This is a genomic window from Bradyrhizobium sp. CCBAU 45389 (genome assembly GCF_028128625.1).
GTDB classification, from domain to species: Bacteria; Pseudomonadota; Alphaproteobacteria; order Rhizobiales; family Xanthobacteraceae; genus Bradyrhizobium; species Bradyrhizobium liaoningense_B.
The window spans coordinates 305,157-329,891 of the sequence record NZ_LBIY01000097.1; the positions used below are offsets into that span (position 1 = coordinate 305,157).

Sequence of the window (24,735 nt, forward strand, 5' to 3'; positions counted from 1 at the left end):
TTCGTGCGCGAAGGCTAGCCGAGAAAGCGGAACGGGCACAACCGGAAGGTTGTGCCCGTTCGCTTCGTTCGAAGATGCGGTATCTTCAGTAGACGAGCGTCGCGCCGGTCGGCTTGTCGAGCGCTGCGGCAAGCGAGCGATATTCGGAGCTCTCGGTGCCGGCGAGCGATGCGATCTTGTTGAGGTGATACTGCGCCTGCTCGCGGTTGCCCTGCTCGAGCTGCCAGAGGCCGTAATACTGCCAGGTGCGGACGTGGTTCGGATCGTCCTTCAGCGCCAGCTCGTAATAGACCTTCGACGACTGGTAGTCGCCGAGCTTGCGATAGGAGTAGCCGATCAGGTTGGCGACGTCGGCGACGTCGTCGCGCTTGAGCGACTTCAGCTGGCCGATCGCGCTGGTGTAGTCATGATTGTCGTAGATCGCGGTATAGGCGGTGCGATAGGCCGCAAGGAATTTCGGATCGCTGACGGAGGAGCTCTTCTTCTTGCCCTTCTTGGACGAGGAGTCCGATTTCGGCGGCGAGGACGGCTCGTCGCTGCCAGCGGCGTAGGCGCTGGACAGCACCGGCGCGGCCGCCAGCGTCATGGCGACGAGGCCCGGCAAAACAAGCATTGAGAGTTTGCGCATCTAAGTTCTCCCGTATGGAACGTGGCGATCCTACACGATTGCCCGAAGACCGGAACACCCGGGAGGGGAAAACATTCCCGCTTCGCACGATCTATTCGCCCCGGCGCAGATGACAAACTTGTCATCCAGATGAACGGAAGCCTGCGATCGGCTTCAGAATGGGTTCAGCGCGCGACGCCTAGGCTCCCACCTACGATCGAAGGGTCGGCGAGAGGGCGCCGCCTCAAGATCCTTCCAAGAGGAGACCACCATGTTGAAGACCATTTCCGCAGCCTTGCTTGCAGCCTCCGTGATCGCAGCCCCGGCCTTCGCCGCCGAAACCGCCAAGACCACCACCACGACCGCGCCGGTGATCAAGGCGGACCAGAGCCAGACCAAGGCGTCGACCACCGCCGTGAAACCGGACGCCGGCATCAAGGCCGATGCCAAGACGTCGGACGTCAAGCCTTCGGGTACCAAGGCTTCCGACGCGAAGGCTCTCGATGCCAAGGCTCCCGATGCGAAGGCCGACGTCAAGGCGGACGCCAAGGTCGACAGCAAGTCGAAGGCGATGAATGCGAACGCCGCGGTCACGCCCGACGAGCACAAGACGGTGCGGAAGCATCGCCATCACCACAAGCATCTGTCGGCGAAGAAGTCGCTGAAGACGCAGCCGGACGTCACCAAGCCGGTGACGACAGAGAAGCGCAGCTAAGTCTGACCCTGCGCGGCGGCATCCCTGGCATTGCCCCGCTGCCGCGCGGACTTCAGGCCCGTCCTGCCGTCCGGCGCCTTGCGCGAAAGCGCGAGGTGCCGGCGGCGGGCCGGTGCGCTTTGCAAGCGAATTCCCTTCGCGCGGCCTTGGGGCTAGAACGTCTTTCCGAGTCTGGGTGAGCGGAGAGCGTGACCTGTGGGGCGATTGGCGAAACGTGCGGTGCGCGCGGCATTGGTCCTGGCATTGCCGCTGGTGCTTGCGGCGTGTTTCGGCAGCGACGGCGACCGTCCATCCTTGATGGACGGGACCCAGGCCGGAGGACCGCAGCCCTTTCCCGACAATTTCCGCAGCGACACGCTGGCCTTGATGCGCACCTATCTGAACAATCCGGTCGGCGTGCGTGAAGCCAGCATGGCCGATCCGGTGCAACGGCCGGTCGGTGGCCGGCAGTTCTATGTCAGCTGCCTGCGCTTCAACCCGCGCGAGACTGACGGCAGCTACAAGGGCGCCCGCGAGCGCGCCGTGATTTTCGTCAACGGACGGGCCGATCGCGTCGTCGACAAAGCCAGCGAGCTCTGCGCCGGATCGGTTTACGCACCCTTTCCGGAACTGGAAAAGATGACGCGGTAGCGCAAAGCCCGCCTTCATCGCCTGGTGCTACAACGAGGGCGGCCGGAGCCGCTGGATCACATTTCGGCGAGCTTTGAACGGGGCGGATTTGCCTTGCGACTAATCGTTACGGCAGGCCTTGCGCAAACGACAAAATCGGTCGGTGCAAGGCGGCGTGACGGAACAAAATCGCGATGTTGCCACCCCGTCACAGTTGCGAACGATCAACGTTCCGGCATCGCCGCGAAGCAACCAAATTCACGCCACGTTGTTTCCTGAGGGTCGATTTTGAAAGAACGGGGATGGATATGAAAACGATTTTGCTGGGAGCAGTCGCCTTGCTTGCGCTGGCCGCGCCGGCCGCAGCAGCCGACATCCAGCCGCGCCCCTACACCAAGGCGCCGGCCCCCACGCCGCCGCAGGTGATCTACAACTGGACCGGTTTCTACATCGGCGGCCATGTCGGCGGCGCGTTTGCCGGCGACAGCAGCTTCCAGTCGAGCGACGCCCGCTTCCTGGGCGGCGTGCAGGGCGGCTTCGATTACCAGTTCGCGCCCAACTGGGTCGTGGGTATCGAGGCCCAGTACTCTTGGCTGCCGACCAACAACAACGGTGTCACGTTCCCGGCGGGCACGCAGGTGACCTCCAACACCGACCAGCTCGGGTCGGTGACTGGCCGGATCGGCTACACCTGGGGCCCGACGCTGCTCTACGCCAAGGGCGGTTACGCTTGGCGCAATGGCGGCCTTGGCGTCAACGTCGCCGGCGTGCCGCAGACCTTCACCGCGACCGGCAACAGCAAGGACGGCTATACCGTCGGCGCCGGCCTCGAATACATGTTCGCGCCGAACTGGTCGGCCAAGGCCGAGTACCAGTACTACAACTTTGGCAGTACGACCTTCACCTCCGGGCCGGCCGACATCGTCGGCGTCCGCGGCCGGGAAGACGAGCATACGGTCAAGGTCGGCGTGAACTACCGCTTCGGCTGGGGCGGTCCGGCAGCCTCGCGCTACTGACCCGCCAGAGGCGATCCCAAGGGATCAAAGATCTGACAAAGGCCGGCTCCCCGCCGGCCTTTCGTTTGCCGGCTCCTGCGTGCCGGTCCGCTGTTTGCTTTGCGTGAACCATCTGGCGCGTCATTTGCAAGCAAACATTCCGGCACGCGCTTTCTCATGCGTGTCATGGGGCTGGCGTAAAGCAAAAATAATTTTTGCCGCTTACGGAACTCGCGCTCCGGAACGCGTTATTATGGGACTTCCCGGGCTGGTGGGACGACGGTCATGCGTATCTTGGTGTCGGCAATAGTGCTCTCGTGCTTCCTCGCTCTGCCGTGCTCTGCCCAAACAATCCTCAAATCCGAGCCTCTGATGCTGGCACCCTATGAGGTGGCCTTCGTCAAGGACGCCTCCTGTCCGTCCGGCAAGGTGCTGAAGGTCACCGGCGCGATCCGCGGGCTGCACCGCCGCAAGGCCTGCGTGGTCCTGGCTGGTGAACAGGCCTCCCTCGCGACCGCGACGCCCTGAGCTATCCGCCGGCTTCCGGGCCGGATCTCAGGAATTCAGCTCAAGCTCCATCCTGGACTGACGCTCGGCCTCGGCCTTGTTCCTGGCAGGATCCTCTCCTTGGGCTGCCCGGCAAGGCTTGATCTCGTAGTCGTTGTCGAGCACCCGGCGCGGACCGGCACGCTCTTCATCTGCGCCGACATCCACGACCAGGCCGCTCCGCAGCGCCAATTTCCAGACGTCGGACTCATCGGGATAGGCCTTGCTGATTTGGGCATCGTTGCAGAACAGGGCGTACGGCATTCTTTCCGCTCCGGGAAAGCGCATTAACGAATTGTCCGGCGAGGGGTTCCGGCCGGCAAGACGATCACGGCGCCGTGATCAGGGCCCCGGGGCCTTGAGTCGTAAACGAGTCCTGAATCCTCAAAAAAAGAATCCCTGGGACTCTCCGGCCGGAATCAGCGGATGTTTCGGGCATGACGAGCGACCTGAAAACCTCCTGCGGGCACATGCTCCTGCCGCTGACGCTGGCGTTGTTCGGCGCCTGCGCAGCCAATCTCTGGCTGGTGTGGTCCTGGCTGTAAGTCCGTGACGGACGGCCGTTGCCCTACTTTTTGGCCGGCGGAGGGGGGCCGACATCGCGGAGGGCGGCGCGGAGCTTGGTCAGGGTCGCCGCACAATATTCCTCGCGTTCGCGCTCGAACCGCTCCTGGTGCTTGCGGAAATTCGCGATCCTGGCCTGCATCTCGGTACGGAAATCACCGGGGCGAGACGGCGGGATCTGGACGGGCTGAGGTTGGGGCACGGACGGAGATACGGCCGGCGGCGGGTCGGTTTCGATCGCAACAGCCTGCACGGTCACGACCTCCGCGGTGACCGCGAACGCAGCAGGCGGACGCTCCGGCGGATGGAGCTCATCCTTCTTGCCGGTTACGGATTGGACGAAGGCCAGTGTCTGCGCGATCAGTGCGTCGCGCTCGCTGATCCACTTCATGGGTCACCCCCGTTGGGGCCATTCCACCAAAGGTGGAGGGGCGAATCAAGGAGGTATCCTGCAAGGGATTGCATATTTTTCCCGGTCGCCTGACAGTAAGCGGATGAATGCCGGGAAAGAAGAACAGTCGGTCGAAGTGGAGGGCTTGAGACTTGTGCGCGCTTTCCTCTCGCTGCCGCCCGAGAAGCGGGCGGAGGTGATCGCGTTCGTCGAAGAGCTGGCCCGTGCTCATGCCCAGGCCGGAGAGGCCGAAGGCACGCCGGCACGGTGAGCGCTATCGCTCGCGCGGTTTGACGTTCGGCACGAAGGGTGCGCCGACCACCCGGACCGCCGCAGGCGCAGCGACATTGACAGGTTTGCTCTCGGCGACCTGCCTCTCCGGCGCCTGCCCAAAGACAGGCTCGAGCAGCGTAAGCGTGCCGGCCACGATGGCGCAGCAAAGCGTCACCGCTCCCAAAAGAAACATGTTTCGATTTTCTTCCCGGATTCGCATCGGGGCGAAAACGATCGACGCGGGCGATTGGTTCCGGACGGCCGGGCGCCACCAGATGCCGTCGAAACGCGCCAAAGCTTACGTGAAGCTTACGCGTGCGCGGCAGAAGGTTATTTTTCCGTAAGACTACCCGGGCTATTTGGCATCAAATTTTAACGTCCGCCGGGTTCCAATGCATGTTGCTGGGATTACGCCCTGAAATCATTGGAACGGCTGAGATGAGCTTTTTGAACAATCTGAAGATCGTGTGGAAAGTTGCGCTGATCGTGGCCGTGATGGGCTGCGCGATGATCGCTGTCGCGGGCTTCGGCACGCGCGAGCTCTCCGCGACTGTCGACGGGTTCAGCGAGCTCGCTGCCGCGCAATCCTCCGCCCTCAACCTGACGCGCGCCCAGCGCCGCGCCGAGACCTATCACGCGGCGCTCTATGCGGTCTTTACCGAGGCGACGGAGGCGGGCAACGGCGCCCGCCTGAAGACCGCGAACCAGAACCGCAACGAGATCGGCCAATATCTCGACGCGGCGGAGAAGGACGATCCGTCCCGCGCGAGCCAGATCAAGAGCATCGCGGATCAGCTCAAGGCCGCGTTCACCAGCTGCGATCCGGTGCTCCAGGCCGGCGCGCAGGCGAGCAGCATGGAGGAGAACGCCAAGGCTGCCGAACGTGCGCACAAGGAGTGCGATCCGGTGCTGGACGCAGCCCTCGCACGCATCGTCCAGTTCGTGACCGATACTTCGCAGGCGACGCGCAAGCGCAAGGAAACCATCGAGCGTGATGCCAGGTCCGCGACCTGGACCGTGATGGGCGTCAGCGGCGGTGGCCTGATCCTCGGAATTGCAATCGCGCTGTTCATCGGCCTCAATGCGATGTCCCGGCCGATCGCCCGGCTCAAGCTCGCCATGGAGGGGCTTGCCCGCAACGATCTCAAGATCGAGGTGCCCGAGAAGGAGCGCCGCGACGAGATCGGCGACATGGCCAAGACCGTCGAAATCTTCAAGACCAACGGGCTCGAGGTCGAGCGGCTCAAGGCGGCGCAGGCCGAAGCCGAGGAGCAGGCGGCCGAGCAGCGTCGCCGCGACATGATCAACCTTGCCGATGGCTTCGAGCGGGCGGTCGGCGAGATCATCGAGACGGTTGGATCGGCGTCCACCGAGCTCGAGGCATCGTCCTCGACGCTGGCCACCACCGCGCATCGCGCGCAGGAGCTGACCTCGGTCGTCGTCGCCGCTTCGGGCGAAGCCACCGGCAACGTGCAGTCGGTTGCGACCGCGACGGAAGAGCTGTCGTCCTCGGTGAACGAGATCAGCCGCCAGGTGCAGGAATCGGCGCGGATGGCGGGCGAAGCCGTCACCCAGGCGCGCACCACGACCGAGCGCGTCAGCGAGCTCTCGGTCGCCGCCACCCGCATCGGCGACGTCGTCGAGCTGATCAACACCATTGCCGGCCAGACCAATCTTCTGGCGCTGAACGCCACGATCGAGGCGGCGCGCGCCGGCGAGGCCGGCCGCGGCTTCGCGGTCGTTGCCTCCGAAGTGAAGACGCTCGCCGAGCAGACCGCGAAGGCCACCGGCGAGATCAGCCAGCAGATTTCCAGCATCCAGACCGCGACCCAGGAATCTGTGAACGCCATCCGCGACATTTCCGCGACGATCGAGCGGCTCTCGGAAGTGTCCTCGACCATCGCTGCCGCCGTCGAGGAGCAGGGCGCCGCGACCCAGGAGATCTCGCGCAACGTGCAGCAGGCCGCCCACGGCACCCAGCAGGTCTCCTCGAACATCACCGACGTGCAGCGCGGAGCCGCCGAGACCGGCTCGGCCTCCTCGCAGGTGCTCTCGACCGCCAAGATGCTGGCGAGCGACAGCACCCGGCTGAAGGACGAAGTCGGAAAATTCCTGCGCACTGTGCGCGCGGCGTGAGGGCAGTGCGGCGGCGTCCGTCCCGCCGCGCCGACCACTCTATCGCGCCAGCAGAAATGCGAGCGCAATGACCAACAGGACGGCCGTCATGATGACGGCCGTCACGGCGCCGGCGATGATCCTGGCATTTTCTCGGGTGGTGGGACGCATGCGGCCTGCATGCTACCTGATGTTGAATTCTGATCCAATCTGTGATCAGTAGCCGTCCCCGCGGCGTTCCGCGTCCGCGCTCCTTCGAAGGCAGTCCATGACCGAAGATGTCGGCGACGGCTGGGCCGCGTCCGCGGCCGCCTGGATCATCGAGCAAGGTGAAGACGGCGACTACGGTCGCCGCTTCGTGCTGGATGCGCCGATGCGCGCGCGGATCGAGGGCCGCGGTTTCCGCAATGCGCTCGACGTCGGCTGCGGGGAGGGACGCTTCTGCCGCATCATGCAGCGCGCCGGCATCCGCACCACCGGCATTGATCCGACCGAGGCGCTGCTCGCGCGCGCCAGGGAACTCGACCCTGGCGGGGATTATCGGCTCGGCCGCGCCGAGACGATGGATTTCGATGCGTCCTTCGATCTGGTCGTCAGCTATCTCAGCCTGATCGACATGCCCGATCTCGGCGCGGCGATCGCGAAGATGGTGGGGGCGCTGCGGCCTGGCGGCACGTTGCTCATCGCCAATCTGACCAGCTTCAACACTGCGGGGCAGCCCGACGGCTGGACCCGCGATCGCGAGGGCGAGATGCGCTTCGCGATCGATCATTACATGGACGAGCGCCCGATCTGGGTGAGCTGGCACGGCATCCGGATCCAGAACTGGCATCGTCCGCTCAGCACTTACATGACGCTGCTGCTCGACCACGGGCTTCAGCTGCGCCTGTTCATCGAGCCGGAGCCCGAGGGCGGCGACCCCGGCAGAAACGCCATTCATCGCCGCGTGCCTTACTTCCACATCATGGAGTGGCTGAAGCCGGCTTGAGTGGCGAGGCCGGTGAGTTCTGACGCGACTTTCATGTGTAGACTGCGCTCGCGATGGAATCTGGATTTGGAATCCTCCCATGATCCCCGATCGTCCTCCCGTGCTGGCTCACGAACGCTTCGTCGCCGATCGCGACAATTTTGTCGGCCTTGATCTCGCCGCGCGCTTCGAGCGGATCGAGCGGACGAACCTGTGGGGCGCAGCCAACTCGGTCTCGGGCCTCGGCTCGGAGGACCCAGCGACTGCTGCAATCCGGGACGCGCTGCCTCCTCTGCTGCAACGGCTCGGCGTGCGCTCGCTGCTGGATGCGCCGTGCGGCGATGCGGGCTGGATCGGCCGCATGAAGCTCGGTCTCGACTACACCGGCATCGATATCGTGCCGTCGCTGATCGCGGCCAACAACGAGCGCGCCGCGCGCGGCGAGCTTTCCGGTCGCTTCTGCGTTCGGGATATCACGCGCGATGTGCTGCCGCCCGCCGACCTGATCCTGTGCCGCGACTGCCTGGTGCATTTGAGTTTCGACAACATCTCGCGGGCATTACGGAATTTTCGTGCGAGCGGCGCGCGCTTCCTGCTGGTCACGACGTTTCCCGAATGGGACGACAATCGCGATTGCGAGGACGGCGACTGGCGCGCGCTGAACATGATGAGGGCGCCGTTCAACTGGCCGTCGCCGCGCGAGCTGATCAACGAGCGCTGCGAGGAGGGAGGCGGCGGCTGGCGCGACAAGAGCCTCGGCCTCTGGCAACTCGACCGACTGCCCGATCGCATTGCCACGGATGTGTGACAGGCGCGGGTCGATCGTCCATTGCGCCGGTGATCATCCCGGCGATAGACTTTCGGTTGTGCAGCGATCTCGTATCGACCCTGCCGGAGCTCACCCATGAGAGCAAGTGCCGTCCTGGCCGCGTTGTTGATCTGGTGCTGCGCTCCGGCCCTGGCGCAGCAGCAGGACGGCGCCGCACTCTACGCCACGCATTGCGCGCAGTGCCACGAGGGCGATGCGCAGAGCCGTGTACCGGGCCGCACCGCCATGCAGGCGATGTCGTTCGATCATGTGCTGGGGGCTTTGACCTCCGGCAGCATGGCGGCGATGGCCAAGGATCGCAGCGACGCGGAACGCCGCGCGATTGCCGCCTTCGTCACCGGCAAGACCGCAGGTAGCGGCGTTGCAGCCGACGCGGAGGGTCGCTGCACGCAGCAGCTCAGCGGCTTTCCGCAGCCCCTCGATGGTCCGCGCTGGAACGGGTGGGGCGTGGACCTCAACAACAGCCGCTTCCAGCCCGCCGACATGGCGGGGCTGACGGCGGAGCAGGTGCCGCACCTGCGGCTGAAATGGGCTTATGCGTTTCCCGGCGCTTCGGTGTCCTTTGCGCCGCCGACGATCATGGGCGGAGTGCTGTTCATCGGCGGCACCGATCGAAAGGTGCATGCGCTCGACGCGCGAAGCGGCTGCACGTTGTGGACGTTCGCGACAGACGGGGCCGTGCGCGCTGCGATCAGCTTTGGACAGCTTCCAGGCTCCGATCAGTTCGCGGTCTTCTTCGGCGATTTGCGCGCCAACGCCTATGCCGTGAACGCGCTGACCGGCGCGCTGATCTGGAAGACGAAGGTCGAGGAGCATGCCGCCGCGCGCATCACCGGCGCGCCGACGTTGCATTCCGGCGTGCTCTACGTCCCGGTGTCCTCGCTCGAGGAAGCCGCCGGCTCGCAACCCAGTTACGAATGCTGCACCTTCCGCGGCAGTGTGGTGGCGCTGCAGGCCGCGACCGGCAAGCTGGTGTGGCAGGCCTATACGATTCCCGAGGTGCCGCATCCGACGAGCAAGAATGCGAGGGGCACGCAGCTGTTCGGTCCGTCCGGCGCCGCCATCTGGTCGGCGCCGACGATCGATCCGAAGCGCAACGCCGTCTATGTCGCTACCAGCAATTCCTATTCGAACCCGCCGGCCGCAACCGCAGATGCGATCCTGGCTTTCGAGCTCGGGACCGGGAAACTGCTCTGGAAGCAGCAGGCGACGCCCAAGGACGCCTATGTCGTGGCATGCTACGGCGCGGACAAGACCAATTGTCCCGACGATCACGGACCCGATCACGATTTCGGCCAGTCGCCGATCCTGGCGACCTTAGGCGACGGCAGCCGCGTGCTCGCCATCGCGCAGAAATCCGGGGTCGTGCACGCGCTCGATCCCGATGACGGTGGCAAGATCCTGTGGCAGACGCGGATCGGGAAGGGCGGAGCGCTCGGTGGCAGCGAGTGGGGCTCGGCCGCGGATGGTGAGCGCATCTATGTCGCCAACTCCGACGTGCGCTTTACCCGCGACGGAACGCGGCAACTCGATTCCACGCAAGGAGGAGGCTTGTTCGGCCTAGACCTCGCCAGCGGGAAGATCGCAATGGAAGTGCCCCCGGTCCCCTGCGGCGACCGTCGTCAATGCAGTCCCGCGCTTTCGGCGGCGGTGAGCCTGATCCCGGGCGTGGTGTTCTCCGGTAGCGTCAGCGGCTTCCTGCGGGCCTACGCCACCGACGGCAAGCTGCTTTGGGAGTTCGACACCGCGCAGGATTTCAAGGCCGTGAACGGCGTCCCCGCCCATGGTGGCGCGATCGACGGCCCCGGGCCGGTCATCGCCGGCGGCATGCTCTACACCAATGCCGGCTACGGCCAGTGGAGCGGCGTCGCCGGCAACGTGCTGCTGGCGTTCGAGGTGGGGACGGAGTGAGGGCGTCACGGAGTCTTTCCCTGCACTGCGTCCGGGACCCGGCTTGAGGTTGCCTCATCGACGACGGAGGGTGAGTGGCGCTGCTCTTTCAATTTGCATGCGGCAATGGGAGGCAAATTCGATGATCGATGCCAGATGCAGTTGCGGCGCTGTTTCACTTTCGCTTCCGGGACCGACCAGGCTGGTCGCGGCCTGTCATTGCATCGACTGCCAGCGGCGAACCGGGGCACCGTTCGGTGTCGGTGCGTTTTACCCGGTCGAAGCCGTCACGATCTTCGGCGCGCCGAAGGAGTACGTTCGCGCCGCCGCAAGCGGCGGCAAGGTCCGCAGCCATTTTTGTCCCGACTGCGGTTCAACGGTCTACTGGCAAGCCGACAATCTGCCGGCGATGATCGGCGTTGCCGTCGGCGCCATCGCGGACCCGGATTTCCCGGCGCCCGTCAGATCGGTGTTCGAGCAATCGAAACATGCCTGGGTCGAGATCGGCGGCGCGGCTGTCGAGCACTTCGAACAGAGCAGCGCGCGGAAGAGTTCAGGCTGAGGCACAGGCATCGAGCGCTGGTGCCGGCGCGGCCGGTATTCGGTCAGGGATGCTGCCGTGCGTTAGACGGCGCTCCTGTCGTCTGTATCGGCTCACCGGGAGCACGGTCCAGCGGCGGGTGAGGCCTGGCGAGTCCGACCGTTCCGGGAGGTGCGTCGTTGCTGGCCGTGCGGGTATTGACGCGCTCTAACGTCACTGTCGATGCAACCACAATGGCGATGGCCAAGGCGACAGCGGATAGGGCTAAGGCTGCTCGATCATTCGGGTCCATCGCTAGACCTCCACGAGACGGCTCTATGGTGCGAGGATAACGCCGAACTGATGATTTGGTTCTTGCGTCAGGCCACGACGCGGTGTCGGCTAAACCAATGGTGCCGGCTGAGGGGATTGAACCCCCGACCTTCGGTTTACAAAACCGCTGCTCTACCGCTGAGCTAAGCCGGCGACGCTGGGAAGCGGGGCCGGGTCGGCATGCGCCGGGGCTGTCCGCCTGTGCGCGCCGCAATACCAGACTTGATTGGAAAGTGCCAGAACCCGAAGGTGGCGTCTCGCCGGCATGAAACAGGCGGCCCGCTGGGCCGCCTGAAACCGTTCAACCCGATGGAAGCTTACTGGCAGAGGTGCCGCCGGCCGTCTTCGCCCTTGGTCCAGGTGCCGGGCCTACAGACGATGCCGTTGCGGGTCGCATAGGCGTCCCAGTTGCCGTACCAGCCCGGGCCGCCGCGGTCGTAGCTCGCGTAGGCATTGCCCCAGCCCTGGAACGGCGCAGCCGCGACCGCTGCTGCGGTTCCGACGGCCGCGCCAGCCACTGCGCCCGCCGTATCGAGCGGCCAGAAGCCCGATTGCCGTCCATCATTCGGATTCACCTGGTTGCGGGCCATGTGGCGGCGGCGATAGGCGCGGTCGGTGGTGGAATTGGCGGGACCGAGATTCTGGCAATTGGGATCCTGGAAGAGCCCCGTGCAGCGGCCCGAATTGTCGACCGTGGCTTGTGCGAAGGCCGGTGTTGCCAGCGTGGACGCGACGATCGCGGCCAAGCCAAGAAGCTTCAGGCTCGTCATGGCATTTTCTCCATGTTGTTGAGACCTGTGCTAAATGCCACCTCCGGCAGTCGTTCCGCGGATTCTCGCCTGCGGGGTCACATCGACGTGAGCCCGTCCAGGATGTGAAATTTGTGCCACGCAACCTTGCTCGCTCCGGCACCTGCCGTGAGTTCGCGCCGCGTTAACGCTTTGCTAGCGCGCCTTTCGGCATTTGAGCGGCTCGCGATCCTTACGCGTTAGGCTTACCGGAATTTGGTGAGCAGGCCTTAACCCTCTCCATGTTGCGATCGGATAGGTTGTGTTCCGGATAACCGGGGCCTTCTCATGCGCGCTGTGGCGCTCGCTGCCTTTCTGATCGGACTGCCCGCGACGGCGTTGGCCGGCGGCGGCTTCGACATCGTCGTGCCCGGCCGTCCCGGCGTGCCGATCATCATCAACAACATCGATGCGTCCTATAGCGTCGTCGAAGGTGTCTGGGGCCTGGGCAAGAACGTCCAGGTGCAGCCGACGATCTATGGCGGACGCTATGTCGCCGAGCGGCAGCCCTCCGACGTCGGTCATTATTATCCGACGCTCGGCTTGCGGCCCGGCTACGGCCGGCTCGAGGTCGAGCCGCCCGCGAACCGCAAATTGCCCAAGCCCGCCGAGGGCTATCACCAGAGCTGGGGCGCGTCGTCGGCGCCGCTGCCGGCGCAGATGGACGTGCCCGTCGACCCTCCGCCGGTGATCTACGCGCCGGAGATCAACGAACGTCCGCGGCGCCCCCGGCCACGGCCGCATGTCGAAATCCCCGGCAAGCCGCCGGGTTAAGAAGCGTCAAGAATCCAAGACAAATTCCAACAAACGAAAATCAACAGGAGAGAGTAATGCGTCAAATGATTTCGGGACTGGTCGCGGCGGCTACCGTGATGTTTGTCGGGGCTGCGCCTGCCGCGGCCTGCGGCTTCACCACGTGCGCACCCGTTGCGCCGGTCTATACCGGCTGCAACACCGGCTGCGGCGGCTATGGTTATGGATACGGCTATGGCGCCTATGAGCGTCTCGCCGAGCCGACCACGCAGTACTATTACGTCAACCAGGGTCCGACCTACACCGGCCCGGGTGCCTTCGCGCCGTATCCGACCTATCGTGAGGACGCGGTCGTCGCTCCCGCCAATTACGGCTACGGCTATGGCTATCGCGCCGCCCCCTATCACCGCCCGTACTACCGTCCGTATCGCTACGGCTACGGCCCGCGCTACGGCTATCTGCCGCGCGTGCACTATGGCTACGGCCCGCGCTATGGCTACGCTCATCGCCACGCGCCGTACTACGGCGGTCACCGCGTGCTGCGCCGCTACTACTGATCCCTGATCGGTCGATATTTGCGAAGCGCCCGTTCGCGTGATGCGGACGGGCGTTTTGTTTTGTTGGTGTGCGCGTGGTCGCGATCGGAATCGGTTTTGGCCGTCAGCCCGCCTACGCCTACCGGCTACGGCGTGGCAGCCTTCGCTCGCTTCGCTTAATGATGTTCTGAACTGGCTTGCCTAGCCGTAGCTCGCGAAGCGAGCGAAGGCTGGTGGGGGAGGCAGGACTCGAACCTGCGAAGCCATGAGGCGGCTGATTTACAGTCAGCTCCCTTTGCCACTCGGGACACTCCCCCGCTCGACGGCAGCACAATCGGGCCGGACCTTGCCGGCGGACCGAAGACGGCCATGGAACGTGAAGGCCGCGACAGCCCGGATGGGGGCGCGACCGGGCGCGTTTATGGGCGAAGCGGTGGGGCAAAGTCAACCGAGGCGAACAGCTAAAATCGCCCCTGAAGGCACCGAAATTGCCATATTCCGGCACCCGTGACACAAGCGAGCCCATGAAGGACAAAAAATTCGCCCCGAGGGGCTCCCGCGGCGGGGCTAAGCCCTTCAACAGGCCCGGAAAATCGGCCGGCCGCCCGGCCCGGCGCGACCGCGATTCGCATGCCGACGGGCCCGTCATCCTCTATGGCTGGCACACCGTCACCATGGCGCTCGCCAATCCAAAGCGCCGGATCCGCAAGCTGACGCTGACCGAGAACGCCGCAAGGCGGCTCGCGGAGGAAAACATCGAGACCCGCGTCGCGCCCGAGATCGTGCGGCCCCAGGAGATCGACCGCCTGCTATCGCCCGACGCCGTGCATCAGGGCCTGCTCGCCGAAGCCGATCCCCTGCCTTCGCCTGACATCGAGACCCTGAAGCAGGAAGGCATGGTGCTGGTGCTCGACCAGATCACCGATCCGCACAATGTGGGCGCCATCCTGCGCTCGGCCGCGGCCTTTGCGGTGAAGGCGATCGTCACCACCGCACGCCACAGTCCGGAAGCCACCGGCGTGCTCGCAAAAGCCGCCTCCGGCGCGCTCGAACTTGTGCCAATGGTTACCGTGCAGAACCTCGCCCGCGCGCTGACCGCGCTCAACGAGCGCGGGTTCCAGACCGTCGGCCTCGACAGCGAGGGCACCGAGAACCTTTCGGACGTCGCGTTGCGCGAGCCGCTTGCGCTGGTTCTCGGCGCCGAGGGCAAGGGCCTCAGGCAATTGACCCGCGAGACCTGCAGCGTGGTGGCGCGGCTCGACATGCCCGGCGAGATCAAGAGCCTCAACGTCTCCAACGCCGCCGTGCTCTCGCTCTATGTCGGCGCAAGCCGGCTTGGACTGATGAAGTAGCGCTGCCGAGCTGCTACCCCATCATCTCCCGCACCAGCGGCACCACCTTCCGTCCGTAGAGCTCGATGCTCTTCATCAGCTTCTCGTGCGGCAGGGGACCCGCCGAATATTTCAACTGGAACCGCGAAATCCCGAGCGCTTTCGCGGTTTTGGCGATCTTGCGCGCCACAGTCTCGGGCGAGCCGACATAGAGCGAGCCGTGCTCGGCCTCGCTCACGAACTCGTCGCGGCCCATCGGCGGCCAGCCGCGCTCCTTGCCGATGCGGTCGCGCATGGCCTTGTAATCGGGCCACAGCTCCTCGCGCGCCTGCGCATCGCTCTCGGCGACGTAGCCGGGCGAGTGCACGCCGATCGGCTGCGCCGGGCGGCCGAACTCCTTGAAGGCGCGGTGATAGAGATCGACGTAGGGCGCAAAGCGCGCGGGATCGCCGCCGATGATTGCGAGCATCAGGGGCAAGTCGTAATGCGCGGCGCGCACGACCGATTGCGGGCTGCCGCCGACGCCGATCCAGGTCTTAAGCCGGCCGTTCTCGACCGGCGGATGGACGATCTGGTCCTTCAACGGCGGACGCAGCTTGCCTTGCCAGGTCACCGGCTGCTGCGACAGCAGTGCGGCGAACAGGTCGAGCTTCTCCTCGAACAGCTCTTCGTACTTGCGTAAGTCGAAGCCGAACAGCGGAAAGGATTCGGTGAAGGAGCCGCGGCCGAGGATCACCTCGGCGCGTCCGTTGGAAAGCGCATCGAGCGTCGCAAAGCGCTGGAACACGCGGATCGGATCGTCCGAGCTCAGCACCGTCACGGCCGAGCCGAGATGGATGCGCCGGGTGCGCGCCGCGACCGCCGCGAGCACGGTCTCGGGCGAGGAGATCGCGAAGTCGGCGCGGTGATGCTCGCCGAGGCCGATGAAATCGAGCCCGAGCTCGTCGGCCAGCATGGCTTCGTCGACGACGTTGCGGATCACCTGCGCATGCGGAAGCATGGTGCCGGAGGCGGCCCTGGTGACATCGCCAAAGGTGTCCAGTCCGAATTCGAGCGGTGCGGTCATTGATGAGATCTCTGCGGGGCGCGACAGGCCCCTCACGGGAGGGAAATAGTTGCCGTGGAGCTATGGCGGGGAGGCGGCTTCGACAATGCTGATCCGGGAAAGGCATCGTTTCCGATTTTACATCGAACCAGCGGGCTCAATCGGATCTGGCGAACATCTCCACCAGCGTTTCGCGCAGCCAGCGCTGCGCCGGCACGGTGTCGTTGCGCTGGTGCCAGAACAGGCTGACGATGCGCGGCGGCGCTTTGAGGGGAAGCGGCATCGCATGCAGGAACGGCGCATGCCTCGATTGCGAGCGCAGGTCGCTCGGCAGCACGGCGATCAAGTCGGACTGGCGCACGACCTCATAGGCCGCGCTGTAATGATTGACGGTGGCCACCAGATTGCGCGACAGGCCGCGCGAGGCGAGGAAGAGGTCGTAGGACGGCATGGTCTTGCCCGCGAGGCTCACGTCGACATGGCCCGCGTTGAGGAAAGTGCGCGTGCTCAGCCGTTTCTGGGCGGCGAGCGGATGGCCGCGCCGCATGAAGCAGGCATAGTCGACCGTCCACAGCGAGCGCGAGCGAATGGCGGCCGGTTGCTGCGCTTCGTTGACATAGACGCTGAGCACGCAGTCCACCCTGTTGTCCTCGAGCTGTTCGGCGATCTCGACGACGGTATTGGGCACGGTGTGGACGCGCGACTTCGGTGCAACCTTGCCGAGATGGTCGAGCAGGTTCGGCATCACCAGCGAGGAGACGTAGTCCGACATCGAGAGGCTGAACTCGGTCTGTGCACGTGCGGGATCGAACACCTGCTCGTCGAGTGCACCACGGACGCTCTCCAGTGCCTCGCCGATCGGCTCCCACAGCACCACGGCGCGCTGGGTCGGGCGTATGCCGGTGCCGGCGCGCACGAACAGGGGATCGCCGAGCGCGTCGCGCAGCCTCGCGAGCGCGTTGCTGACCGCGGGCTGGGTCATCCGCAACGCATTCGCGGCACGCGTGACGCTGCCCTCGGTCATCAGCGCCTCGAAGACTTTCAGGAGATTGAGGTCGAGCGCGCGGAACGACACGAACATTCACCATCGTGATATATCAGATCATGATTATAAATTATGACGATAATGTCACTTTGTCTATGGTTCCCTCCCGAGCGGCGCGCCGGGCCCGTGACATCAGAGGGGGACTTTCATGTCGATGATATCGGCGCGCATCGAGCGCCTTCCGTTCGCACGCTTCCACACGCATCTGCTGCTGATGGGCGGGCTTGGCTACATGTTCGACGCGATGGACGCGGCGGTGCTGGCCTTCATCCTGCCGGTACTGCGCACGGCGTGGAATCTGACGAGCGTGCAGATCGGCGTGCTCGGCAGCAGCACCTATATCGGCTTTCTGTTCGGCGCGTTGCTGGCGGGCACGCTGGGCGACCTGATCGGCCGCCGTGCGGTGATGATGTCCGCGCTGGCGCTGTATTGCGCGGCCTCTATCGTCAGCGCCATGGTCGACACATGGCCGTCCTTCTTCGCCGCGCGCGTGGTCGCCGGCATGGGCACCGGCGCGGAGAGCGCGATCATCGCGCCCTATCTCGCGGAGTTCGTGGCGCGGCGTTACCGCGGCAGCTTCACCGGGGCGCTGGCCGGCTTCTTCTCCTTCGGCTTCGTCGCTGCGGCCTTGCTCGGCTATTTCATCGTGCCCACTTTCGACAACGGCTGGCGCATCGTGCTGGTGATCACCGCAGTGCCGGTCGTCATGCTGCTGTGGTGGCGCAAGTCGCTGCCGGAATCGCCGCGCTGGCTCGAAAGCCGGGGCAGGGGCAAGGAAGCCGAAGCCTTGCTGGACAGGATCGAGGCGGGCTTTGCACGCGAGGGCCACGTCCTGCCGCAGCCGGTGGCCGAAGCCACAGCGCCGGCGGGGACAGGCGGGACGCTGCTCGCCAATTTCGCCGCGCTTCTGGCGGGCCGGCAGGCGCGCATCACCATCATGACCTGGATCATGTGGCTGGCGATCACCTTCAGCTATTATTCCTTCTTCGTCTGGATCCCCGGCCTCTTGGTCCAGAACGGCATGAGCATCACCAAGAGCTTCGCGTATTCGATCGCGATCTATTGTGCGCAGATTCCCGGGTATTTCAGCGCCGCGTATTTCAACGAGCGCATCGGCCGGCAGGCGACGATCGCGACCTATATGGTGCTCGGCGGCATCAGCGCCCTCGGGCTCGCCTTCGCGCAGAGCGACCAGCAGATCATGGCGGCGGGAATCTTCCTGTCGCTGTTCATGAACGGCACCTATGCAGGCGTCTATGCCTACACCGCTGAGGTGTTCCCGACGCCGGTCAGGACCACGGGCGCAGGCCTTGCGTCGGCGATCGGCCGTATCGGCGCGATCGTCTCGCCGATTCTGGTCGGCTATCTCTATCCGAACTTCGGCTTTGCCGGCGTGTTCGGCGTCACCACCACCGTGCTGCTGCTAGGGGCCGTCACCGTCGTGCTGATGGGTGTGCCGACGCGCGGCCGCTCGCTGGAGGAGATCGCGGCGGGTGAGGTGGCATGACGCGGACGAAACTGAAGGCCGATCCGCTCCTCTGCGCCGTCGCGGCGGCGCAGGGCAGGGCCGATCAGCCGGATGCGCTATTCACGGCGCTGGACCAGGCCGTGAAGTCGGCGATCGGGCACAAGCTGTTCACGATCCTGACCTATGACGAGGCGACCAGCGAACTGGCGCGGCTCTATTCCAGTCTGCCCGGTCCGTACCCGGCCGGCGGACGCAAGCGCCTTGCACCGGGCCCATGGACCGAGGCCGTGCTCGACCGCGGCGAGGCCTATATCGGCTATACGCGGGATGATCTGCGCACCGTGTTCTCCGATCACGAGCTGATCGCCTCGCTCGGCTGCGAGAGCGTGCTGAACATGCCCGTGCGCTGGCGCGGACGCACGCTCGGCTCGCTCAATCTGCTTCACGAGGCGGGCTGGTACGGCGAAGATGATGTCGCCGCGTGCCTTCCCTTTGCCCAGCTCACCTTGCCGGCGCTACTCGCGCCGGCCGATCTCTGACAGGACTGCCGTGATGCCAAGCATCCTCTTCAAGAATGCCGCTTTGCTCGACCCCCTCCAGCCGGACTTGCTGGAGGGCCATCACGTGCTGGTCGAGGACAATGTGATCAAGGAGGTCTCCGACCGTCCGCTCCAGGCCACCGCCGATCGCACCATCGATCTCAAGGGCAAGACGTTGATGCCCGGCCTGATCGATCTTCACGTGCATGCCATCGCCGTCGAGCTCAACCTGGCGCAGCAGGTGCACATGCCGAACGTGCTGGTGACGCTGCGCTCGACGCTGCTCTTGCGTGGGATGCTGCGGCGTGGCTTTACCACCGTTCGCGATGCCGGCGGCGCCGGCCACGCGCTGAAGCAGGCGATCGAGACCGGCCTGACCGACGGCCCGCGGCTGTTCGTCTCGGGCCGCGCGCTCAGCCAGACCGGCGGTCACGGCGACATGCGGGCGCGGTCGGATTATCTCGCCAGCGACGCACCTTGTCCGTGTTGCGTGCGTGTCGGCGCGTTGGCGCGCGTCGCCGACGGCGTCGACGGCGTGCGCAAGGCCGCGCGCGAAGAGCTCCAGATGGGGGCCGACCAGATCAAGATCATGGCCTCCGGCGGCGTCGCCTCGCCGACCGATCCGGTCGGCGCGTTCGGTTACTCCGAGGACGAGATCCGCGCCATCGTCGAGGAGGCGCGCGGCCGCCAGACCTATGTGCTGGCCCATGCCTATACCGCTGCCGCCATCGAGCGCGCGGTCCGCTGCGGCGTGCGCACCATCGAGCATGGCAACCTGGTCGACGCTCCGACCGCGCGGCTGATGGCCGAGAAGGGCGCTTATGTGGTCCCGACGCTCGTCACTTACGAGGCGCTGGCCAACGAGGGCGCCCAATATGGCCTGCCGCCGGAGAGCGTGGCCAAGATCGCCGATGTCCGCGACGCGGGCCTGCGTTCGCTCGCGATCTATCGCGATGCCGGCGTGAAGATGGGATTCGGCAGCGACCTGCTCGGGCCGTCGCAGCGGCTGCAGAGCGACGAATTCCGCATCCGCGCCGAAATCCTCGGCCCGCGCGCCGTCATCGCCAGCGCGACATTGATCGGCGCCGAGGTGCTGGGCATGGAGGGCAAGCTCGGCCGCATCGCGCCCGACGCCATCGCGGACCTGCTGGTGGTCGACGGCAACCCGCTGCGCGACGTCGCCTGCCTGCTCGGCCAGGGCGAGCACATTCCGCTGGTGATGAAGGCGGGCAAAGTGCAGTTCGACCGGTTGAACGCGTAACTACCGCCACATCCCGCGCATCTTCGCCCCGATGTCGATCTTCGGCCCTTGCGCGGCAGTGCGCGCTGCACCTGCCGCGGCCTTCGGCCAGGCGGCGCGCTCGAACAGATAGACCAGCGATTCCGGGATGAAGCGGGTGCGCGAGGCGTAGACGTGGCGATCGCCCTTGGCGGCCTGGCCGTGGACGAAGAAGCGCTGCGGCACCACGAGGTGGAGATCGTCCTTGGCGCGCGTCATCGCGACATAGAGCAGGCGGCGCTCCTCCTCAAGCTCGGCGCTGGTGCCGGCGCCGAGATCGGATGGCATGCAGCCGTCGACGACGTTGAGCAAGAACACCGATTTCCACTCCTGGCCCTTGGCGGAATGGATGGTGGAGAGGATCAGATAATCCTCGTCGCGCAAGGGTGGACCTGATTTATCGCTGGTCGCATCCGGCGGATCGAGCGTGAGCTCGGTCAGGAATTTCTCGCGCGAGGAATAGCCGCTGGCAATCTGCTCGAGCTGCATCAGATCGGCGCGGCGCGTCTCGGAATCCTCGTGGATGCGATCCAGATGCGGCTCGTACCAGAGCCGGACGCGTTCGAGATCCACGGGCCATTCCGAATAGCGCAGGTTTTCGACTGTGCGGACGAAGTCGGTCCAATCCGCGCCCGTGCGCGCGGGCACCGGGAGCTGGCCGAGCGCGTGCAGCGGATCGGTGCTCTCCGCCATCTGGTCGAGCACACGCTGCGCGGTGGCGGGGCCGATGCCCGGCAGTAGATGCAGGATGCGAAAGCCCGCGACGCGGTCGCGCGGGTTCTCGGCAAAGCGCAGCAGCGCCAGCACATCCTTGACGTGGGCGGCGTCGAGGAATTTCAGTCCGCCGAATTTGACGAACGGAATGTTGCGGCGGGTCAGCTCGATCTCGAGCGGGCCGGAATGCGAGGACGTCCGGAACAGCACGGCCTGGTGCTTGAGCAGCGCGCCTTGCTCGCGGTTGGCCAGCACCGCTTCGACGATGTAGCGGGCCTGGTCGGCCTCGTCATGCACCGTGACGAGCTGCGGCTTCTGTCCGGAGGTGCGGTCGGTCCAGAGGTTCTTGGTAAAGCGCTCACGCGCGAGGCCAATGACGCCGTTGGCTGCCGCCAGCACGGCTTGCGTTGAGCGGTAATTGCGGTCGAGCGTGATCATTTCCGCGCGGGGCGAGAAGCTTTGCGGAAAGTCCAGGATGTTGCGCACGGTGGCGGCGCGGAACGAATAGATCGACTGCGCGTCGTCGCCGACCACGGTGAGGCCGCGGCCGTCGGGCTTCAGCGCCAAGAGGATCGAGGATTGCAGGCGGTTGGTGTCCTGGTATTCGTCGACCAGCACGTGATCGAAGCGGCCGCCGATCTCTTCGGCGATCAGCGCATCGCTCATCATCTGCGACCAGTACAGCAGCAAATCGTCGTAATCGAGCACGTGCTGGGCCTGCTTGGCTTCGACGTAAGCCGCGAACAGGCCCTTCAGTTCGGCGGCCCAGCCCGCGCACCAGGGATAGTGCACCCCTAGCACCTTCTCGATCTCCATCTCGGCGTTGACGCAGCGTGAATAGATCGACAGGCAGGTGCCCTTGGCCGGAAAGCGGCTCTCGGTCTTGGACAGGCCGCGCTCGTGCCGGACCAGGTTCATCAGGTCGGCGGAATCCTCGCGGTCGTGGATGGTGAAGGCGGGATCGACGCCGATCCGCTCGGCATATTCGCGCAGGAGCCGCGCGCCGATGCCGTGGAAGGTGCCGGCCCAGGTGAGCGCGTCGCGCATGATCGCGGCATTGTTCTCGCCCAAGACCTTGCGGGCGATACGCTCGACCCGGCCGGCCATCTCGGCCGCGGCGCGGCGCGAAAACGTCATGAGCAGGATGCGGCGCGGATCGGCGCCGGCGACGATCAAATGCGCGACGCGGTGCGCCAGCGTGTTGGTCTTGCCGGAGCCGGCGCCGGCAATGACGAGCAGGGGGCTTCCCACGGTCGCGCCATCGGCCACGCCATGCTCGACGGCGCGGCGCTGCTCCGCATTGAGCGTGTCCAGATATGTTGCCACGAATCGCCCCGGTGAAAGGCCGAGAGTCGGCCATCCCGGCGCGAATCGCAATGCGGCTGGACGGAACCGGAATTAGGATTTAGGGGGAAAGACGGCCCAAGGTTCCAGCCCGAGAAGAGCATGCCCGGCATGACCGAGCTCAAGCCCGACCAGTTCGAGATGCGGCGGCTGGAATCGCTCAGCAACACCATTTTCGGCGTCGCCATGACGCTTCTGGCCTATGACCTGCCCAAGGCGGCTGTGTTCAGCAGCACACCCGGCTGGAGCGATCTCGCCCATGTCTATTCCGGCAAGCTCGCCGGCCTTGCGCTCAGCTTCATCATCGCCGGTGTGTTCTGGATCAGCCATCACCGGCGGCTGGCGCGCCAACCGGTCGGCGGCCGCGGCGTGGTGATCCTCAACCTGTTCTTCCTGCTTTCGATCGTGCTGCTGCCGGTGACCAACGGCCTCTACACCAATTTCGCCATGAGTAGCGCCGTCGCCGTGCTCTATGGCCTGCATCTGACCGCGATAGCCGGCCTCAACGCCTGGCTGTGGTGGACGATCCTGGGCGGCTGGCGCCACGAGATCATGGCGTCGCTGTTTCCGCTGCTCGTGTTCATCCCGGGCACGGTCGTGGCGGCATTCGCGCCGCACGTCGCGCCCTTCGTGTGGTTCGTCGCTTTCGGAGGGCTGCTGATCCAGCGCTTCTATGCCGCACCGATCAGGACGGACGCGTAAGACGCCGGCTCACCCCTTTGTCGCGCCGAACCCATCGGCCGGCACGTAAAGCTTGACCGGCCGGATTTCGTACACCGCGGTCGGGTTGACCTCGCGCAGCTTCCGCGCTGCCGCGATCGCCTCCTCATCCGTGTCGTATTCGACGAGGTGGAAGCCGAGAAGCTGCTCCTTGGTCTCGGCAAACGGGCCGTCCAGCACCATGCCCGCGCCGGGGCCGCGCAAGGTGCGAGCCTTTCTTGTGTCATCCAGGCGGGCGGCGGGCCCAAGATGTCCGCTGGCCCGCATGGGCGCCTGAACCTCGATGACTTTGGCCACCACCGCGGCATCCTGCTCCGGCGTCCAGGACAAAAGCTCGTCTTCAACATGATAGGCCAGGATCGCGTAAAACATCGTCACCTCGTTGATTTTGCTGCGCGCGTCCAAAGGACGTATCATCACGCCCGCAACCGACAATCCCCCTCAACAAAATATTGCGTCGTGCAGGCCTCGACGAAACCATCCTGAAACCCGATTGCGACCGGCCGCTGTGAACGCCGCCCGAAGCCGATGCGACTGATGACCACCAAGAAGGCTGAGGAATTTGGAGGCGGCAATGTCGGGTCAGTTCATCAAGATCATCTGCGACGCGCGGCGGGCGGGCCAGTCGGAGCCGGCCGATCTGCACGACCAGAGCGGTCACCACCGCTATTACGGCAGCTCGGCCGAGAATGGTGGCGAGCGCATTGTCGAGAGTCGCCGCGGCAAGCGCCCGCGTAATGTCTGCGGCTTCTGAAGTCTCCGGCGAGACAGGCTTCGCGAATGAGCGTCCTGCAAATTTCGATTGCGGCGATGCCGTTCCTGCTCTCGCTGGCGAGCCGGAACGGTTGCGCGATCGCGCCATGCCTGGTCACGAGCGTATTCACCGTGCTGCTCGGCGAACAGCCTCAGCGGGCTGTCGTGGCCTGGTGCGTCGGCATGCTGATCGCCGCCGTCGCCTTTCGCGAACGGCTTCGCGCGACCTGAGCCGACACCGTTATGGTGCGCTCAGGATCTGCTTGACGAGCCTCTCACGCAGCGTCGCCAGTTCGCCGCTCGCCTCCATCTGCGCGATCACCTTGCCGACCTCAGGCACCAGAGCGCGATGCCGTTCGTGCAAATAGTGATAGATATGGATGCGCTCGAGCGGTGGCGAGAGCGGGTAGATCCTGGCCTGCAGGTTGAGCTTCCTCACGGCGACGAGCCCGCTGAAGAGGTCGGTGACCATCACGTCGAAACGATCGGCGTCGAGCATCTTGACCATGCTCTCCAGGCTGGTCGTCGCCGTGACGCGGGCCATGCCGCGCGTACCGGCCTCCGATGAGCCGACGCCGCGGACGATGCCGATGCTGTAGTCTCGAATTGAATCCCAACCGGCGACATCGAAATGGAGCTTCGTCGTGAACACCGCGGGCTCGATGTAGTTGATCGCCGGCGTAACCTGGACCAGCGTCGGATAGTCGCGGGAAAGCGTCCCGATCCGCTGGATCTCGCCGTCCACCTCACCGGCGCTCGACAGCGCGAGCGCCCGCTTGCCGGGAACGTCCTCGAATTCGAGCTTGACGTTCAGCTTGGCGTAGACAACCCGCAGCATCTCTCCGCCGACATATTGATCGGGGATGTCGGCTATGCGCGCCAATCGGATCACTTCCTGCGCCTGCAATGGAGCGGCTGCGAGCAAAGACAGCCAGGCGACGGCGATCCGCCACATCACGCTTCTCCTTCGTCTAACCCTGCTACCGCTGGATTCGGAGGCCAGCCCGATCTACCGGGGGTGGCGCCCGCGCGCCGGCCGTGACGATCAACGCTCGCCCGCGACGTG

The 24,735-nt window shown here is 65.4% G+C and carries 29 protein-coding genes and 2 tRNA genes; 19 read left to right on the forward strand and 12 right to left on the reverse strand.

Annotated features, from left to right (window positions below):
• Window positions 1-85: 85 nt before the first annotated feature.
• Window positions 86-628 carry a tetratricopeptide repeat protein gene (locus XH79_RS34310; protein WP_271584542.1) on the reverse strand — a complete coding sequence of 181 codons (543 nt, stop codon included), beginning with the start codon at window positions 626-628 and terminating at the stop codon, window positions 86-88.
• A gap of 250 nt (window positions 629-878) precedes the next feature.
• Here XH79_RS34310 and XH79_RS34315 point away from each other — a divergent pair, with 250 nt between their 5' ends.
• The 4 genes from XH79_RS34315 to XH79_RS43165 all read left to right on the forward strand — a co-directional run bounded on the left by XH79_RS34315 (window position 879) and on the right by XH79_RS43165 (window position 3,454).
• Window positions 879-1,322: a His-rich protein BRANT gene (locus XH79_RS34315; RefSeq protein WP_271584543.1), complete on the forward strand. Its 444-nt coding sequence runs from the start codon at window positions 879-881 to the stop codon at window positions 1,320-1,322.
• A gap of 195 nt (window positions 1,323-1,517) precedes the next feature.
• Entirely contained in the window at window positions 1,518-1,952 is a 435-nt protein-coding gene (locus XH79_RS34320) for a hypothetical protein (protein ID WP_212341413.1), read from the forward strand.
• A gap of 287 nt (window positions 1,953-2,239) precedes the next feature.
• Window positions 2,240-2,947 (forward strand): outer membrane protein, encoded by a 708-nt coding sequence (locus tag XH79_RS34325; protein WP_212341415.1) that lies wholly within the window; start codon window positions 2,240-2,242, stop codon window positions 2,945-2,947.
• A gap of 264 nt (window positions 2,948-3,211) precedes the next feature.
• On the forward strand, window positions 3,212-3,454 hold the full coding sequence (locus XH79_RS43165; RefSeq protein WP_212341417.1) for a DUF6719 family protein: 243 nt from the start codon (window positions 3,212-3,214) through the stop codon (window positions 3,452-3,454).
• Between the two features lie 27 nt (window positions 3,455-3,481).
• Here XH79_RS43165 and XH79_RS34335 read toward each other — a convergent pair whose 3' ends face one another.
• On the reverse strand, window positions 3,482-3,736 hold the full coding sequence (locus tag XH79_RS34335; RefSeq protein ID WP_212341419.1) for a hypothetical protein: 255 nt from the start codon (window positions 3,734-3,736) through the stop codon (window positions 3,482-3,484).
• Window positions 3,737-4,040: 304 nt separating this feature from the next.
• Window positions 4,041-4,427 carry a hypothetical protein gene (locus XH79_RS34340; RefSeq protein WP_271584544.1) on the reverse strand — a complete coding sequence of 129 codons (387 nt, stop codon included), beginning with the start codon at window positions 4,425-4,427 and terminating at the stop codon, window positions 4,041-4,043.
• Window positions 4,428-4,530: 103 nt separating this feature from the next.
• On the opposite strand from XH79_RS34340, the gene XH79_RS34345 reads away from it, so the two are divergent.
• Window positions 4,531-4,698: a hypothetical protein gene (locus tag XH79_RS34345; RefSeq protein ID WP_212341424.1), complete on the forward strand. Its 168-nt coding sequence runs from the start codon at window positions 4,531-4,533 to the stop codon at window positions 4,696-4,698.
• Window positions 4,699-4,701: 3 nt separating this feature from the next.
• Here XH79_RS34345 and XH79_RS34350 read toward each other — a convergent pair whose 3' ends face one another.
• Window positions 4,702-4,995 carry a hypothetical protein gene (locus XH79_RS34350; RefSeq protein WP_333938922.1) on the reverse strand — a complete coding sequence of 98 codons (294 nt, stop codon included), beginning with the start codon at window positions 4,993-4,995 and terminating at the stop codon, window positions 4,702-4,704.
• 143 nt (window positions 4,996-5,138) lie between these two features.
• Between XH79_RS34350 and XH79_RS34355 the strand changes: the two genes are divergently transcribed.
• The 5 genes from XH79_RS34355 to XH79_RS34375 all read left to right on the forward strand — a co-directional run bounded on the left by XH79_RS34355 (window position 5,139) and on the right by XH79_RS34375 (window position 11,063).
• Window positions 5,139-6,836, forward strand: coding sequence for a methyl-accepting chemotaxis protein (locus tag XH79_RS34355; RefSeq protein WP_212341426.1), 1,698 nt, complete (start codon window positions 5,139-5,141; stop codon window positions 6,834-6,836).
• Window positions 6,837-7,083: 247 nt separating this feature from the next.
• A complete protein-coding gene (locus tag XH79_RS34360; RefSeq protein WP_212341428.1) occupies window positions 7,084-7,803 on the forward strand; it encodes a class I SAM-dependent methyltransferase in 720 nt (239 codons plus the stop codon).
• Between the two features lie 79 nt (window positions 7,804-7,882).
• Window positions 7,883-8,590, forward strand: coding sequence for a class I SAM-dependent methyltransferase (locus XH79_RS34365; RefSeq protein WP_271584545.1), 708 nt, complete (start codon window positions 7,883-7,885; stop codon window positions 8,588-8,590).
• 96 nt (window positions 8,591-8,686) lie between these two features.
• A complete protein-coding gene (locus tag XH79_RS34370) occupies window positions 8,687-10,522 on the forward strand; it encodes an outer membrane protein assembly factor BamB family protein (protein WP_271584546.1) in 1,836 nt (611 codons plus the stop codon).
• A 121-nt stretch (window positions 10,523-10,643) separates the two neighbouring features.
• Window positions 10,644-11,063: a GFA family protein gene (locus XH79_RS34375; RefSeq protein WP_271584547.1), complete on the forward strand. Its 420-nt coding sequence runs from the start codon at window positions 10,644-10,646 to the stop codon at window positions 11,061-11,063.
• A 369-nt stretch (window positions 11,064-11,432) separates the two neighbouring features.
• Here the strand turns inward: XH79_RS34375 and XH79_RS34380 are convergent.
• Window positions 11,433-11,507: transfer RNA gene (locus XH79_RS34380), tRNA-Thr, on the reverse strand.
• 164 nt (window positions 11,508-11,671) lie between these two features.
• Complete coding sequence (locus XH79_RS34385) at window positions 11,672-12,124, reverse strand: hypothetical protein (RefSeq protein WP_212341437.1); 453 nt, start codon at window positions 12,122-12,124, stop codon at window positions 11,672-11,674.
• A 306-nt stretch (window positions 12,125-12,430) separates the two neighbouring features.
• Here XH79_RS34385 and XH79_RS34390 point away from each other — a divergent pair, with 306 nt between their 5' ends.
• On the forward strand, window positions 12,431-12,916 hold the full coding sequence (locus tag XH79_RS34390) for a hypothetical protein (protein WP_212341438.1): 486 nt from the start codon (window positions 12,431-12,433) through the stop codon (window positions 12,914-12,916).
• Window positions 12,917-12,972: 56 nt separating this feature from the next.
• A complete protein-coding gene (locus XH79_RS34395; protein WP_271584548.1) occupies window positions 12,973-13,452 on the forward strand; it encodes a hypothetical protein in 480 nt (159 codons plus the stop codon).
• 210 nt (window positions 13,453-13,662) lie between these two features.
• On the opposite strand, the gene XH79_RS34400 is transcribed toward XH79_RS34395, so the two are convergent.
• Window positions 13,663-13,748 (reverse strand) — tRNA-Tyr (locus tag XH79_RS34400).
• A gap of 207 nt (window positions 13,749-13,955) precedes the next feature.
• Between XH79_RS34400 and rlmB the strand changes: the two genes are divergently transcribed.
• A complete protein-coding gene (gene rlmB, locus XH79_RS34405; protein WP_271584549.1) occupies window positions 13,956-14,783 on the forward strand; it encodes a 23S rRNA (guanosine(2251)-2'-O)-methyltransferase RlmB in 828 nt (275 codons plus the stop codon).
• Between the two features lie 13 nt (window positions 14,784-14,796).
• On the opposite strand, the gene XH79_RS34410 is transcribed toward rlmB, so the two are convergent.
• Window positions 14,797-15,828, reverse strand: coding sequence for an LLM class flavin-dependent oxidoreductase (locus tag XH79_RS34410; protein ID WP_271584550.1), 1,032 nt, complete (start codon window positions 15,826-15,828; stop codon window positions 14,797-14,799).
• Window positions 15,829-15,964: 136 nt separating this feature from the next.
• Window positions 15,965-16,888, reverse strand: coding sequence for a LysR family transcriptional regulator (locus XH79_RS34415; RefSeq protein ID WP_271584551.1), 924 nt, complete (start codon window positions 16,886-16,888; stop codon window positions 15,965-15,967).
• Window positions 16,889-17,000: 112 nt separating this feature from the next.
• Between XH79_RS34415 and XH79_RS34420 the strand changes: the two genes are divergently transcribed.
• From XH79_RS34420 to XH79_RS34430, 3 genes are read left to right on the forward strand one after another with little or no spacing between them, the layout of a single operon-like run.
• A complete protein-coding gene (locus tag XH79_RS34420; protein WP_271584552.1) occupies window positions 17,001-18,359 on the forward strand; it encodes an MFS transporter in 1,359 nt (452 codons plus the stop codon).
• Window positions 18,356-18,859, forward strand: a complete 504-nt coding sequence (locus tag XH79_RS34425) for a GAF domain-containing protein (protein WP_271584553.1) — start codon at window positions 18,356-18,358, stop codon at window positions 18,857-18,859. The genes XH79_RS34420 and XH79_RS34425 overlap by 4 nt, the downstream gene beginning before the upstream one ends.
• 13 nt (window positions 18,860-18,872) lie before the next feature.
• Complete coding sequence (locus XH79_RS34430) at window positions 18,873-20,120, forward strand: metal-dependent hydrolase family protein (protein ID WP_271584554.1); 1,248 nt, start codon at window positions 18,873-18,875, stop codon at window positions 20,118-20,120.
• On the opposite strand, the gene XH79_RS34435 is transcribed toward XH79_RS34430, so the two are convergent.
• Window positions 20,121-22,178: an ATP-dependent helicase gene (locus XH79_RS34435; protein ID WP_271584555.1), complete on the reverse strand. Its 2,058-nt coding sequence runs from the start codon at window positions 22,176-22,178 to the stop codon at window positions 20,121-20,123. It lies immediately after the preceding gene.
• 129 nt (window positions 22,179-22,307) lie between these two features.
• Between XH79_RS34435 and XH79_RS34440 the strand changes: the two genes are divergently transcribed.
• Entirely contained in the window at window positions 22,308-22,898 is a 591-nt protein-coding gene (locus tag XH79_RS34440) for a TMEM175 family protein (RefSeq protein WP_271584758.1), read from the forward strand.
• A gap of 9 nt (window positions 22,899-22,907) precedes the next feature.
• On the opposite strand, the gene XH79_RS34445 is transcribed toward XH79_RS34440, so the two are convergent.
• The gene (locus XH79_RS34445) at window positions 22,908-23,288 is read right to left on the reverse strand and encodes a YciI family protein (RefSeq protein WP_271584759.1); all 381 of its coding nucleotides are present in this window, start codon (window positions 23,286-23,288) and stop codon (window positions 22,908-22,910) included.
• Between the two features lie 202 nt (window positions 23,289-23,490).
• Between XH79_RS34445 and XH79_RS34450 the strand changes: the two genes are divergently transcribed.
• Both XH79_RS34450 and XH79_RS34455 read left to right on the forward strand, forming a co-directional pair.
• Window positions 23,491-23,670, forward strand: a complete 180-nt coding sequence (locus XH79_RS34450) for a hypothetical protein (RefSeq protein ID WP_271584556.1) — start codon at window positions 23,491-23,493, stop codon at window positions 23,668-23,670.
• Window positions 23,671-23,696: 26 nt separating this feature from the next.
• The gene (locus tag XH79_RS34455) at window positions 23,697-23,900 is read left to right on the forward strand and encodes a hypothetical protein (RefSeq protein WP_271584557.1); all 204 of its coding nucleotides are present in this window, start codon (window positions 23,697-23,699) and stop codon (window positions 23,898-23,900) included.
• A 10-nt stretch (window positions 23,901-23,910) separates the two neighbouring features.
• Here XH79_RS34455 and XH79_RS34460 read toward each other — a convergent pair whose 3' ends face one another.
• Window positions 23,911-24,624 (reverse strand): substrate-binding periplasmic protein, encoded by a 714-nt coding sequence (locus XH79_RS34460; protein WP_271584558.1) that lies wholly within the window; start codon window positions 24,622-24,624, stop codon window positions 23,911-23,913.
• Window positions 24,625-24,735 lie beyond the last annotated feature (111 nt).